Here is a 13586-nt window from a genome sequence, read left to right as displayed (position 1 = left end):
CGTGCGCGCCGATGAAAGCGCCCGGCACGCCACCGCCGCCGATCGCCACCGCGTTGGTGCCGGTCGCCGTCGCGAAGTTGCCGATCGCGGTCGCGGCCACGCCGCCCGCATTCGACGAATTGCCGACGGCCAGCGCGTTGCGCGCGGTCACTTGCGCGAAGTTGCCGAGCGCCGCGCCGTAGTTCACCTGCGCATTGGCCGAGTTGCCGAGCGCCAGCGCATCCTCGCCGACCGCCGTCGCACCGCGCCCGAGTGCCACCGCCGACAGGTTGCCGGCCCCGCCCGACGCATAGGCGGTCGCGCCCATCGCCAGGTCGCCGTTGTTGATCGCCCGTGCGCTATAGCCGAACGCGGCGGACGTCGCGCCGGTCGCCGTCGCGCCGTTGCCGACGGCCAGCGCATCGGCCCCGCCGCAATTCGCCACCGCGTTGGACGAGCCCTTCGCGCCGATCGCGACGCAATTGGCATTCCCGCGGCTCGTCGAGCCGATGCCGAAACCCTGGTCGCTACCGGACGTCGTCACCTGCGCGAACGCCGTCGGCGTCGTCGCTGCAAAGCCGGTGGCAGCCATACCCAACGCGAGCAGCCCGCGCGACAGGCGCCGGCGCGAGCTGCGCGGCGACTTGCCGCACGCCGCCGCGTTTTCGTGAACCGCGACCCATGCGCGGATCGATTCATTCCAGATTGTTCTGTAGATCTTGTTCATGGCTATCCAGTGTTATCGCGAAACTGATAAGTGGTCCGAATCAACTGGCTGTTGCAGGGACGCAGAAGCAAAAGCAAAAAGGCGGGAATCCGGCTGGAGCCACATCGCGCCAGCATGCGGGGCGTATGGGCGAAACCACCGGAATCGGAACGGAAGCGGGAAATCCGTCTCGTGAACGGACGAAACGAATGCGGATGTGTCGGGGAAGACGTTCGGTCCTGCGCGCATCGCCGCGGAGAATCGCATGGCGTTGCCCGTCAGCCGCCCTTCGTATCCGCATGCGTCAACCGCTTCCTGTCCAAACTGACAGGTCGCGGCGAAGATTACGGTGCGTCAGGGCTTGACGGTAGTCTGTCGAGCCGATATCAAATATCGGCCGTGCGCGCATCTTTCGGAGAAAGGTGTTTTAGTACCATCTGCCGATTGGAAAACGGATCGAAATGCGAAATGGTTTCCGGATGATTCTGAGTACGTTGTATTGACCGGAAGCCGTGTTCAGCGATGGATATTGCTCTTAAAACGAGATTGAATCGCCGTATTTTCAGGCGGATTATAAACGTTCATTAATCAGACAAGAGGCGCGACTTCATGGATTTGTTGGCGACGATGCGCATCTACGTCCGGGTTGTCGAGCGCGGCACGATGTCAGGCGCGGCCCGGGATCTCGACATGGGCCAGCCGGCCGTCAGCGAGCGCATCGAGAAACTCGAGAAATTCCTCGGCACGCGGCTGCTGATGCGCAGTGCCCGCACCCTCACCTGCACCGAGGAAGGCCGGGTCTTCTACGAACGCAGCAAGGAACTGCTCGACGCGGCGGAAGATACGATCGCATCGGTATCGAGAGTGGAACAGACGCTGAGCGGCACGATCCGGCTCGCGTCGCCGCAGTGCTTCGGCGAAGTCGTGATTCCGAAGGCGCTGATGCACATCCGCACGTTGTATCCGCAGCTTCACATCGACCTCATACTGAACGACAGCATCGTCGATCCGGTCACGGAAGGCGTCGACATCTCGATCCGGCTCGGCCAGCTCGGCGACGGCGGATTCGTCGCGCATCCGATCGGCGCAGTGGAGCGCGTGTTGGTGGCCGCGCCGTCGTATCTCGCTCGCTACGGCCCGATCGAAAACAAGACCGACCTCGTGAACCACCCGTTCATCCGCGTGAAGGGCATCTTCGCGAACGAGCAACTGCCGCTGCAAGGCGAGGACAAAACGCTCGAATACGCGCGGATCCAGACGGTCATGACGACCAGCCACTGGCGTCCGATGTTCGACACGATCCTGGCCGGCGGCGGCATCGGCGTGGTCCAGCAGCCGGCCTGCCTGAACGCGTTCGCGCAAGGCAAACTCGTCGAGGTGCTGCCCCGGTACACGATCCCCGCCTTCGCGCTCAACGCGCTCGTCCAGGCGCAGCGGCCGCTGCCGCCGCGCGTGCGGGTCATCGTCGACCTGCTGAAACAGGAAATTCCCGCGCTGCTGAAGAAGCGCACGTACTGACGCCATGCGCCCGCCGGCGGCAAGCGGCGGGCCGCCGGCATCACGCCTGCAGCGACTTCCCCGGCTCCTTCACATGGGCGTCGACTTCCATCTGGTAGAAGCGCGCGCTGACGAAACCGAACAGCGTCCAGCCGAGGAACACGCACAGGCCGCCGAGCATCAGCGCCTGCTCGCCCGAGCTGAACAGCGCATAGAAGCTGTACGCGGTGGCCACCATCGCGATCGCGTTGGTCAGCAGCGCCTTCGCCGGCGGCACCTTCGCGACCTTCTGGATCGTGATCAGCGCGGCCATCGACATCACGTACGGCACGAGGTTCGTGACGACCGCGAGATCGACGATCTTCTGGAACTGGCTGCTCAGCTCCGGGCTGATCGTCATCAACGCCAGCGCGACCTGCGCCACGAGCAGGATCACCATCCCGACGATCGGCGTGCCGGTGCGCGTCGCCCGCGCGAACACCGGCAGGAAGTAGCCGACGTCCGCCGAGCTCTTGAACACCTGCGCGACCGTGAACTGCCAGCCGAGCAGCGAGCCGATGCATGCGATCACCATCAGCGCGGTGACGATCGTGCCGACCGTCGGCGTGAACATCGTCGCGAACGCGATGCCGAACGGCGCGTTCGACTTCGCGAGGATCGCGTTGGGCACGATCCCCGCAATCACGTTGGTCGACACGATGTAGAAGATCGCCGACGCGATCGTGCCGCCGAGCACGGCGATCGGCACGTTGCGCTCCGGATTCTCGACGGCGTCCGAGTTCGCGCATGCCGATTCGAGCCCGAGGAACGCCCACAGCGTCACCGCGATCGAGCTGCCCACAGCCGGCCCGAACGGGATGTTGTTCGGGTTCCACGCGGCGCCCCAGGTCGCACCGCTGAACCAGAACCAGCCGATCAGCGACACGACGACGACCGGAATGATCACGCCCCACACCGTCACCGCGCCGATCCGGCCGGTGATGCGCGAGCCACCGAAGTTCGCGACCGTCGTGAGCACGAGCAGGAAGATCGTCCACAGGCCGGTCTGCAGCGGCGACAGCGTCGCGTCGAACAGCACGGTGCCGTAGCCGACCGCCGTGACGCCGATCGCGACGTTGGCGATCACCAGCGACAACCCGTACGTGTAGTTCGCCATGTAGTTGCCGGCCTTGCCGAACGCATATTCCGCGTAGCCGCCCATCCCGCCCGGCTTGCGGCTCAGCATCCCGCAGCGCGCGAACGCATAGGCCAGCGCGAGCGAGCCGCCGGCCGTGACGATCCACGACAGCAGCGAGATCGTGCCGACCTGCGCGAGCTTCGACGGCAGCAGGATGATGCCGGAGCCCATCATGTTGACCGCCGTGAGGATGGTGAGCTGCCAGACGTTCATCCGGTTCTTCGGCGCGGCCGCGGGGGCCGCGTCGGACATGCGCGCTGTGTTTTCCATGATGTCGATCCTTCGATGTGAGGCCGTCGCGCGGCCGGTCGCTCGTTCAGGCCGTCAGGCAATACACGCGGTACGTGCCGTCCTCGACTTCCACGCCGTGCGTGTCGTGCGCGAAGCCCGGGAAGCGCCGGTCGTACGCTTCGAGCGCCTTCAGGTAGCCGAGCACCGGGCCGCCCGCCGGCCCCGCGTTCTCGCCCGGCATCAGCAGCGGAATGCCCGGCGGATACGGCACGACGCCGGTGGCGACCGTGCGCCCGGCCAGCTCCTCGAGCGTGACCTGCTCGACGCGGCCCTGCACCAGATGCTCGTACGCGCGCACCGGGCTCATCTCCGGCTTCGGCAGGATCGAGAAGGCTTCCGACATCAGCCGCGTCGTGCCGAGCTGCTCCATCGCCGCGAACATCGTGTCGGCCAGGTCCTTCAGCCCCATGCCCGCATAGCGCGAGCCGTGCTCCTTCACCAGTGACGGAATCGCCATGTCGAGCGGCAGGTTCGCATCGTAGTCGCGCTTGAAGTCGCACAGCGCGCTGACGAGCGAGCCCCATTTGCCCTTCGTGATGCCAATCGAGAACAGGAACAGGATCGTGAAGTCGGTGGTTTTCTCGACGACGATCCCGCGCGCATCGAGATACGCGGTCACGATGCTCGCCGGAATGCCGACCGGCATCAGCCCGCCGGCCGGCGCGACGCCCGGCGTGACGATCGACACCTTGATCGGATCGAGCATGCAGTAGCCATCTTCGATATTGCCGAAGCCGTGCCATTGCGCGCCGGGGCGCAGCACCCAGCACGACGGGTCGCTCGCGAGCAGCTCGGGCGGCGCATCGTGGAACGGCAGCGTGCGGCCGGTGCGCGTCTCGAGCACGGTGTCGGGCTGCCAGCATTCGAAGAACCAGTCGCCTTTCGCGCCGAACTCGCTGTTCATCCGCGCGATCATCTGCCGGAACGCGACGGCCTCCTCGATCGACTCGTGCGTGAGCGCCGCGCCGCCGGGGCCGTCCATCATCGCGGCCGCGACGTCGTTCGACGCGATGATCGCGTAGTTCGGCGACGTCGACGCGTGCATCATGAATGTTTCGTTGAACTGGCCATGCGGAATCGGGTTGCGGCCGTCGCGCACGTGGATGTACGACGCCTGCGACAGCGCGGTCAGCAGCTTGTGCGTCGACTGCGTCGCGAACACCGTCGGGCGGTCCGCATGATGGTCGCGCGGGTCGCCGTGCATCGCATGGCGATCGCGGTAGATCGGGTTGAAACGCGCGTAGCCGTACCATGCTTCGTCGAAATGCAGCCGGTCGACGCTCGCGCCGAGCAGCTCCTCGACGCGCGCGACGTTGTAGCACAGGCCGTCGTACGTCGAATTGGTGACGATCGCATGCTTCGGCTGGCGGTCGGCGAGCCCGGCCGTGAGCGGGTTCGACGTGATCGCCTCGCGGATCGCCGCCTGCGTGAGGCGCTCCGACGCGATCGGCCCGATGATCCCGTAGCGATTGCGCGTCGGCACGAGGTAGGTCGGGATCGCGCCCGACATCGTCATCGCATGCTCGGCCGACTTGTGGCAGTTGCGGTCGCACAGCGCGATCTGGTCGCGGCTCACGCTCGCCATCAGGATGATGCGGTTCGACGTCGACGAGCCGTTCGTCACGTGATACGTGCGATGCGCGCCGAACACGCGCGCCGCGTAGCGCTCGCTTTCGCCGATCGGGCCCGAGTGGTCGAGCAGCGAGCCGAGTTCGCCGACCGAGATCGACAGGTCGGAACGGAACAGCGCTTCGCCGAAGTATTCGAAGAACGCGCGGCCGACCGGCGATTTCAGGAAGCCCGTGCCGCCCGTGTGGCCGGGCGTATGCCATGAGTATTCGTAGACGCGCGAGAATTTCGCGAGCGCGCCGAACATCGGCGGTAGCACGGTGGCGCGATAGCGTTCGATCGCCGCATGGATGCGCCCGCCGATGAAGTCGGCCGTATCTTCGAGCAGCCACACGAAATCGTCGACCTTGCCCATCACCGCGGACGGCACCGTCGATGCGACGCTGCGGTCGGCCAGCAGGAAGATCGGCACGTTGCCGTTGCGATGCCGGATCGCGTCGACCACGGCCTCGGACGGCCCGTGGCCGTCCACGCCGAGATCCCAGTCGAGCAGCACGCACTGGATCGACGGATCGGAGCGGATCAGCATGATTGCATCGTCGGCCGAGGTTGCCGTGAGCACGTCGATGTCGCGCTGCACGAGTTCCGCGCTCAGCGTACGGACCGCACGCCCGGTCGCGGTTTCCTGCGTGATCTCGTCGTCGACCAGAAGCGCGCGCATGCCGAGACGACGAATGCCACCGACGGAGGTATTCATGTTGTTGCCCTCGTTGTTCCGATGCTTCGTTGGGGTGATGCGTCTCACGAGCACGCGGACAGCAGGCCACGGGCGGCGGCGTGAGACGCTCGCAAATCCGGTTTGATTCGCCATCCAATTCGGAGCCGACTATGCCATAGATGCCATTTGATGAAAAGCAGACGATTCGGCGAAACGGTCGGCCGTTTTCAAATCGCATTTCACGATCGGTTCATTTTGATGTGCATTGCAGCACGCCAATTTCCGATTATTTGATCGTTCTCATCCCGCGCCGGGATTGTCGATTCCGGTCGATTGAATTCGCCCCGTTTTGTTGCTACGATCGGCTGCGCCGTGCCTTGTCCGGTGGCGGCTGCACCGCGCCGCGCAAGGCTGCATCGTGCGGCGCGCCATTCGGCATTCAGCATTCGCGGGAGCGTTTCAATCGGCTGCAGCGCGTGTCGGATTACGCGGATTACGCACCGGTGCGAATGCGGCTCCCGTTTTCCGCACATTTACGGGAGAGTTCGCGTGAGCCTGTTGAAAATCGCAGTCGAGCCGGCGCTGATTGGTGCCTTCCTCACCACGCACGAACAGGTCGATGTATTTCAGACCGATTTCACGAATATCGCGGCCATCGTCGTCGGAATCGATTCGGCGCAACAGGTGCTTAAAACCGTCGAAAGAACCGGATTCGCGATTCCGTTCTTCGTCGCGGTCGAGCCCGACCAGGAAGTGCCGCCGTCGATCCTGCCGAGCGCCAGCGGCGTGATCCAGCTCCGCCACGGCGGACGCCACTACTACGGCCGGCAGATCTCCGCCGCCGCCGACATCTACAGCGAGAACCTGCTGCCGCCGTTCTTCAAGGTGATGCGCGAATACGTACAGCGCGGCTACGTCGAATTCGACTGCCCCGGCCACCAGGGCGGTCAGTTCTTCTCGAACCACCCGCTCGGCCGGATGTTCTTCGACTTCTTCGGCGAGACGATCTTTCGCGCCGACCTCTGCAACGCCGATGTCCGGCTCGGCGACCTGCTGATCCACGAAGGCCCCGCGCTGGAAGCGCAGCGCAATGCCGCGCGGATCTACAACGCGGACAAGACGTACTTCGTGCTGAACGGCACGTCGACGTCGAACAAGGTCGTCACGAGCGCGCTGCTCGCCCCCGACGATCTCGTGCTGTTCGACCGCAACAACCACAAGTCGGTACACCTCGGCGCGCTCGTGCTGTCGGGCGCGCGGCCGGTCTACCTCGAAACCGCGCGCAACGCGTGGGGCCTGATCGGCGGCGTCGACAGCGCGGCGCTCGACGAAGCGCGCATTCGCGACGCGATCCGCGACGTCGCGCCGGAACGCGCCGACCGGCCGCGGCCGTTCCGGCTCGCGGTGATCCAGCTCGGCACCTACGACGGCACGATCTACAACGCGCGCGAGATCGTCGACCGGATCGGGCATCTGTGCGACTACATCCTGTTCGACTCGGCGTGGGTCGGCTACGAGCAGTTCATCCCGATGATGCAGGACTGCTCGCCGCTGATGCTGACGCTCGGCCCCGACGATCCCGGCATCTTCGTCACGCAATCGGTGCACAAGCAGCAGGCCGGTTTCTCGCAGACGTCGCAGATCCACAAGAAGGACAGCCACATCGAAGGCCAGAAGCGCTTCTGCGATCACCGGCGCTTCAACAACGCGTACATGATCCATGCGTCGACGAGCCCGTTCTACCCGATGTTCGCGGCACTCGACGTCAACGCGCAGATGCACGCCGGCCCGGCCGGCAAGCGCCTGTGGCGCGACTGCGTGGCGCACGGCGTCGATGCGCGCAAGCTGCTGCTGAAGACCTGCCGCCAGATCCGACCGTTCGTTCCCCAGAACATCGACGGCCGCCCGTGGGCCGACTACCCGACCGAGCAGATCGTCGACGACCTGCGCTTCTTCCGCTTCCACCCGGCCGACACGTGGCACGGCTTCGAAGGCTATGCGGACGACCAGTATTTCGTCGACCCGTGCAAGCTGCTGCTGACGACGCCCGGCATCGATCGCGACACGCACGAATACGCGGCGTTCGGCGCGCCGGCGCCGATCCTGGCGCGCTACCTGCGCGAGCACGGCGTCGTGCCCGAGAAGGCCGACCTGTACACGATCCTGTTCCTGCTCACGCCGTCGGAGAGCTTCGGCAAGCTGCAGCATCTGGTCGCGCACCTCGCGCAGTTCGAACGCCATCTCGACCAGGACACGCCGCTGCGCGAAGCGATTCCGTCGCTGTGCGAAGCGTATCCGGAGCTGTACGGCAACATGCGCCTGCGGCAGCTGTGCCAGCGAATGCACGACTTCTACCGCAGCCACGACATGAAGCATCTGCAGAAGCTGATGTTCCGGCGCGCGCAGTTCCCGAAACAGGCGATGCTGCCGCAGGCCGCGAACGCCGAGCTGATTCGCAACAACGTCGAGCTCGTCACGCTCGATCGCATCGAAGGCCGGATCGCGACGGAAGGCGCGCTGCCCTATCCGCCCGGCATCTTCTGCGTGGTGCCCGGCGAAGCATGGGGCGGCCCGGCGCTCGACTACTTCCGCGCGCTCGAAGCCGGGATCAACGCACTGCCGGGTTTCGAGCCGGAAATCCAGGGCGTCTATCTGCAAACGCAGCCGGACGGCACGAAGCAGGCTTCCGCTTACGTCGTGGCAACCGGCACCGACGCATCACGCGCGTAACCGGGCCTGGCGGGCACTCACCGCCCTTCTGCGGGGCCACCGCACGGCGCAGGCACGCGCGCAAGAATCCGCACTTGCGCACCGCCTGACCGTGCGGTACCGTCCTGCTTTCCGGGATAACCGAAGCCTCGCCTCGAAACCCATCCGTCGATTCGTTCCGATGCGGCCCCGCCCCCTGCCCGGCGCTGTCGCGTCGTGCGTACAGGAGGGGTTCCGTTGGACGTTCGCATCTACCTGCTGGCCGCCGCCGTGTTCCTGGCCGGCGTCGCCGAAAACATCTGCGTCGGCATCCTGCCGGCCATCTCCGCCGGCCTGCACGTTTCGATCGCCGCCGCCGGCCAACTCACCACGATCTTCTCCGCCGTGTTCGCGCTGGCCGCGCTCGTCGCGGCAGCCTGCGTCGCGCGTGTCGAGCGGCGCACCGCGCTGCTCGCGTCGCTCGGCGTGTTCGCCGCCGCGAACCTGTGCGCCGCGGCCAGTCCCGGCTATGCGAGCCTGTTCGCCGCGCGCGTGCTGATGGCTGCGAGCTGTGCGACGCTGATCCTCGTCGCGACGCGGTTCGCGGCCGAACTTGCGCCGGCGTCGCAACGCGGCCGCGCGATCGGCATCGTGTTCATGGGGATCAGCGCGTCGCTCGTGCTCGGCGTGCCGATCGGGATGCGGATCGCCGACTGGGCCGGCTGGCGCGCGGTGTTCGTGTCGATCGCCGTGCCTGCGCTGCCGCTCGCGATCTGGCTTGGCCGGCGATTGCCTCGCATGGCGCCGATCGCGGCCACCGCTGCCGCCGATGCAGCGGCCACGCCGTCATATCGCGCGGTGCTCGCCCGCCCCCGGCTGGTGGCTGCGCAACTCGTCTCCATCGCGATGATCGGCGGTCACTTCACGCTGTTCGCGTATCTCACGCCGTATCTGCAGGCCGTGCTGTCGCCGAGCGCAGCCGCGCTCGAAGGGTTGTATGTCGCATTTGGAATGGCCGGCGTGACCGGCGCATGGCTTGGCGGACTCTTCTCGGACAGGCTCGGCGCCTCCCGCGCGCTGTGGGCGTGCCCGGCCGTGTTTCTCGTCGCGATGGCCGTGCTGCCCGCGGCCGGTGTATCGCCGCTCGCCTTCGTGCCCGCGATGATGCTGTGGGGCGGCATCAGCTGGTCGATCTCGCCGATTGTGCAGAACTACCTGATCCACACTGCTCCGTCGCTGGCCGATGCGAGCGTCGGCATCAACGTGTCGGCCATGCATGCGGGTGTTGCACTCGGCTCGGCGCTCGGGGGCGTGCTCGTCGAACACGATGCGCTGCGCGTCACGCCGTGGGCCGGATGCGGGCTCGTGGCGGTGGCGCTCGCGTGCGCCTGCCTCGCGGCGTGGCCCGCGCGACAAGCCGCGCGCGCATCGTGAATGCATGACGGGCGGCGCAACGCACCCGCCCGCCGCATTACCACGCCTGCCGGTAGATCTCCAGCGCGTCGGCCTCCGTCACCTCGCGCGGATTGTTCACGAGCAGGCGCGTCTGCAGCATCGCGTCCGACGCCATCCTCGGCAGGTCATCTTCCCCGATGCCGACTTCGCGCAGCGTGCGCGGGATGCCCGTCGCGACGATCAGCCGGTCGATCTCGGCGATCAGCGCGTGCGTACGCGCTTCATCGCTGCCCGTCGCCGACGGCGCGACGATCGCCGCGAGTTCCGCATACAGCGGCGCGGCGGCCGGCGCGTTGAACCGCAGCACGTGCGGCAGCACGAGCGCATTCGACAGCCCGTGCGGCACATGGAAGATCCCGCCGACCGGATAGGCCAGCGCGTGCACGGCCGCGACCGGCGCGTTCGCGAACGCCTGCCCCGCGAACATCGCACCGACCAGCATCGCCTCGCGCGCGTGGCGGTTGTGGCCGTCGTCGCATGCCGCGAGCAGGTTGCGCGACAGCAGCGTCAGCGCGTGCGTCGCCAGCATGTCGGACACCGGGTTCTTCAGCCGCGCGGACGTGTAGGCCTCGATCGCATGCACCATCGCGTCGATGCCGGTCGCGGCCGTGGCCGCACGCGGCAGGCCGAGCGTCAGTTCGGCATCGAGGATCGCGACGTCCGCGAACAGGTGCGGCGACACGACACCCATCTTGCGCGCCTCGCCGACCGTGACGATCGACACGGCCGTCACTTCGGAGCCGGTGCCGGCCGTCGTCGGCATCTGCACGAGCGGCAGTCGCGCGCTCGTCACCTTGTCGACGCCGTACATGTCGGCCAGCGCCTGTTGCCCCGGCGCGAGCACCGCGATCAGCTTCGCGACGTCCATCGACGATCCGCCGCCCAGGCCGAGCACGATCTCCGCATCGGCCGCGACGGCCCGTTCGGTCGCTTCCAGCACCACGTGCTCGGGCGGATCGGCGATCACGTCGTCGATCACGGTGACTTGCCAGCCGTGCGCGGCGAGGCTCTCCAGCGCGGGCGCGAGCACGCCGCTGCGATGCAGGAACGCGTCGGTGACGACACACAGCCGCACGAGCGCCGGAAAGCGTTCGCGCAACAACGCGCCGAGCCGGCGCGCGGCGCCGAATTCGACGACCTGCGTCGGAACGGTACGGAATTGAAACGGGTTCATCGAGTGCCTCCCGGTGGCGTCGCCGTGCCGGTGTCCGGCTTCACCATGTAGCTCGACACTTCACGGCGATCGAGCAACGGAATGATCGCGCCGAACCCGATCCGCTGGAAATGCGGCGTTTCCCGATGCACGTCGAGGCCGTCCGCGTCGCGGTAGCGTTCGAGGATCACGACGTGGTCGGGGTTCTCCGGCGACCGGAAATACGCGTAGTCGAGATTCTTCGGCTCGGCGCGCGTCAGCGGCGCGAGCTCCGCAAGCAATTCGATCACGCGATCGCCATTGCCGGGTTTGGCGTAGAAATGCGCGATGACCTGCAGGTAAGGTTCGTTCATGTTGCGCTCCGTGTTCGACTGGGGGCCGTCACGACGACGGGTCAAAATTCCACCATGCGCTGTCGCTCGTCGACACCGCGACTGCACCGTGCCGCCTTGCGCTGCGCACATCGTCCGCGTTGCCGACGAAGCCCGACGCGACGATCGGCGGCAACGCCTGCCGGTCGGCTTCGCTCAGGTGCGCGAGCATCGGCGCCGGCATCAGTTGCACGAGGTTCGGATCGCTCTGCTCGATCGCCTTCACGCTGCGCGGCCAGGTCGAGCGGTCGGTCACGAATACCTTCTGCATCGTGATCAGCCCAGCGCGGTTCGCGCGCTGGATCGTCGCGACGCGCGTGGAGACGAGGCTCGCGACGCCGATATCGGCCAGATATTCGACGCCGCCCTTGTCTTGCGACAGCCCGTCGCAACTGTCGATGTTGACGATCACGAACTTGCCGGCGCGGGCGAGCGCCACGACCACCGCCTGCAGCCGGCGCAGATCGACGTTCGCGACGATGCCGACCTCGGCCGCGCTATCGATGAAGCTGTCCGCCTGCTCGACGCCATACAGCGTGGCGATGACGGGATGACGGGCGAGACGCGCGCCCAGCGACTTGTCCATGACGTTTACCGGTCGACTCGCGGGCCGGTCTCGTCGCCGAGGCCAAGCTTGCCGGGGTTGAGAATATGCTTCGGATCGAGCGCGCGCTTCACCGTCTGCAGCACCGGGAACGCCGTGCCCAGCGAATCGCGCATGTACGGCGAACGCAGCAGCCCGACGCCGTGGTGATGACTCAACGTCGCATTGTATTGGATCAGCACGGCGTTCGCCGCGTCCCACGCCGCCCGGTACCACGCGGCACGCTCGGCCACCGCGACATCGCCGCGCAACGAGAAATACAGGCACGCGCCGTCTGCGTAGGCATGCGACTGGTGCGCGGATCCGGCCAGCGTACCGGGCACGGCCTGCAGGGCGGCCACCACGTCGCGATAGATCGCCGCGAGGTCGCGCCAGCGGCCGCACATCTCCAGCGTGTCGGCGACGAAGCCCGGGCTGCGCTTGAAGCCTTCCGCACTCTTGCCGGTCAGGTAGCGCGTGTCGAGCCACTTCTCGAAGATCGCGTCGCCGTCGAGCCTGCGTCCGCTTTCCTCGCATGTGCGCGCGCTGATCGCCATCACCGCGTCGACGATCTCCTGCGTGCCTTCGTCGGCGATCAGCAGCACGTTCGTATCGGGCAGGCCGAACTGCACGCCGCTTTCCAGTTCGTCGTAGAGCCGCAGCGCGGCCGGGTTCGCACCGCGCTGCAGGATCTCGCGGCACGCGTCGAGGCCGGCCGCGAACGTGTCGAAGCCGTACGCGATCGCGCGGCCGTAGTCGGGCAGCCGATGCAGCTTCAGGCGCGCGCGCACGATGATGCCGAGCGTGCCCTCGCTGCCGATGAACAGTTGCTGCAGATCCGGGCCGACCGCCGCGCGTGAACCGCCGCCGAGCGTGACCAGGCTGCCGTCCGCTAGTACCACGTCCATCCCGAACACCATGTCCTCGATCTTGCCGTAGCGCGTCGACAGTTGCCCCGCGCCGCGGCACGCGATCCAGCCGCCCACCGTGCTGATCCCGAACGACGACGGCCAGTGCCCCATCGTCAGCCCGTGTTCGCGCTGCAGCGTTTCCTCGAACACGTCGCCGAACATCCCCGCCTCGACGTCGACGATCTGGCTCTCGGTGTCGACGCCGATCAACCGGTTCAGCTCGCACACGTCGAGCACGATGCCGCCTCGCACGGGCAGCGCCGCGCCCGTCACGTTGCTGCGGCCAGCCGACGCCGTCACCGGAATCGTCGCCGCGTGCGCGATGCGCATCACGGCCTGCACCTGCTCGACGGTCGACACGCGCACGACGACCGCGTGCGGCGTCGCCGGCCGGCCCCCCGTCTCGGCCACCATCGACGCGGCCCACCAGTCGCGCGTCCACGCGATGACGTCGGCCGGCTGCGCCAGCACCTCGTCGGCCACCGCGG

11 protein-coding genes are annotated in these 13586 nt (G+C 67.0%); 3 read left to right on the top strand and 8 right to left on the bottom strand.

All coding sequences use genetic code 11. The features are described from left to right. Positions 1-706: ESPR-type extended signal peptide-containing protein (locus G3O00_RS32095; protein WP_277399342.1), on the bottom strand; the 706-nt coding region annotated here is incomplete at its 3' end. A gap of 588 nt (positions 707-1294) precedes the next feature. Here G3O00_RS32095 and G3O00_RS32090 point away from each other — a divergent pair. After that, positions 1295-2203, top strand: coding sequence for a LysR family transcriptional regulator (locus G3O00_RS32090; protein WP_174930504.1), 909 nt, complete (start codon positions 1295-1297; stop codon positions 2201-2203). A 40-nt stretch (positions 2204-2243) separates the two neighbouring features. On the opposite strand, the gene potE is transcribed toward G3O00_RS32090, so the two are convergent. From potE to G3O00_RS32075, 3 genes are all read right to left on the bottom strand, one after another. Then, complete coding sequence (gene potE / locus G3O00_RS32085) at positions 2244-3629, bottom strand: putrescine-ornithine antiporter (protein WP_174930505.1); 1386 nt, start codon at positions 3627-3629, stop codon at positions 2244-2246. Between the two features lie 46 nt (positions 3630-3675). Continuing rightward, entirely contained in the window at positions 3676-5976 is a 2301-nt protein-coding gene (locus G3O00_RS32080) for an Orn/Lys/Arg decarboxylase N-terminal domain-containing protein (protein WP_206145390.1), read from the bottom strand. A 200-nt stretch (positions 5977-6176) separates the two neighbouring features. Continuing rightward, positions 6177-6383, bottom strand: coding sequence for a hypothetical protein (locus G3O00_RS32075; RefSeq protein WP_206145389.1), 207 nt, complete (start codon positions 6381-6383; stop codon positions 6177-6179). Between the two features lie 103 nt (positions 6384-6486). On the opposite strand from G3O00_RS32075, the gene G3O00_RS32070 reads away from it, so the two are divergent. Continuing rightward, on the top strand, positions 6487-8667 hold the full coding sequence (locus G3O00_RS32070) for an ornithine decarboxylase (RefSeq protein ID WP_206145388.1): 2181 nt from the start codon (positions 6487-6489) through the stop codon (positions 8665-8667). Positions 8668-8883: 216 nt separating this feature from the next. After that, complete coding sequence (locus tag G3O00_RS32065) at positions 8884-10059, top strand: MFS transporter (protein WP_206145387.1); 1176 nt, start codon at positions 8884-8886, stop codon at positions 10057-10059. Positions 10060-10096: 37 nt separating this feature from the next. On the opposite strand, the gene G3O00_RS32060 is transcribed toward G3O00_RS32065, so the two are convergent. From G3O00_RS32060 to G3O00_RS32045, 4 genes are all read right to left on the bottom strand, one after another. Continuing rightward, positions 10097-11254: an iron-containing alcohol dehydrogenase gene (locus G3O00_RS32060; protein WP_206145386.1), complete on the bottom strand. Its 1158-nt coding sequence runs from the start codon at positions 11252-11254 to the stop codon at positions 10097-10099. Continuing rightward, a complete protein-coding gene (locus tag G3O00_RS32055; RefSeq protein WP_011355673.1) occupies positions 11251-11586 on the bottom strand; it encodes a putative quinol monooxygenase in 336 nt (111 codons plus the stop codon). The genes G3O00_RS32060 and G3O00_RS32055 overlap by 4 nt, the downstream gene beginning before the upstream one ends. A 28-nt stretch (positions 11587-11614) precedes the next feature. Further along, entirely contained in the window at positions 11615-12190 is a 576-nt protein-coding gene (locus G3O00_RS32050; protein WP_011355674.1) for a glycerol-3-phosphate responsive antiterminator, read from the bottom strand. Between the two features lie 5 nt (positions 12191-12195). After that, a partial coding sequence (locus tag G3O00_RS32045) for an FAD-binding oxidoreductase (protein ID WP_206145385.1) occupies positions 12196-13586 on the bottom strand: 1391 nt, incomplete at its 5' end.

The sequence above is a fragment of the Burkholderia sp. Ac-20384 genome, from assembly GCF_017104605.1.
GTDB classification, from domain to species: Bacteria; Pseudomonadota; Gammaproteobacteria; order Burkholderiales; family Burkholderiaceae; genus Burkholderia; species Burkholderia lata.
The sequence above is the reverse complement of the archived record's forward strand: the minus strand, read 5'-3'. Positions and strand labels throughout refer to the sequence as shown.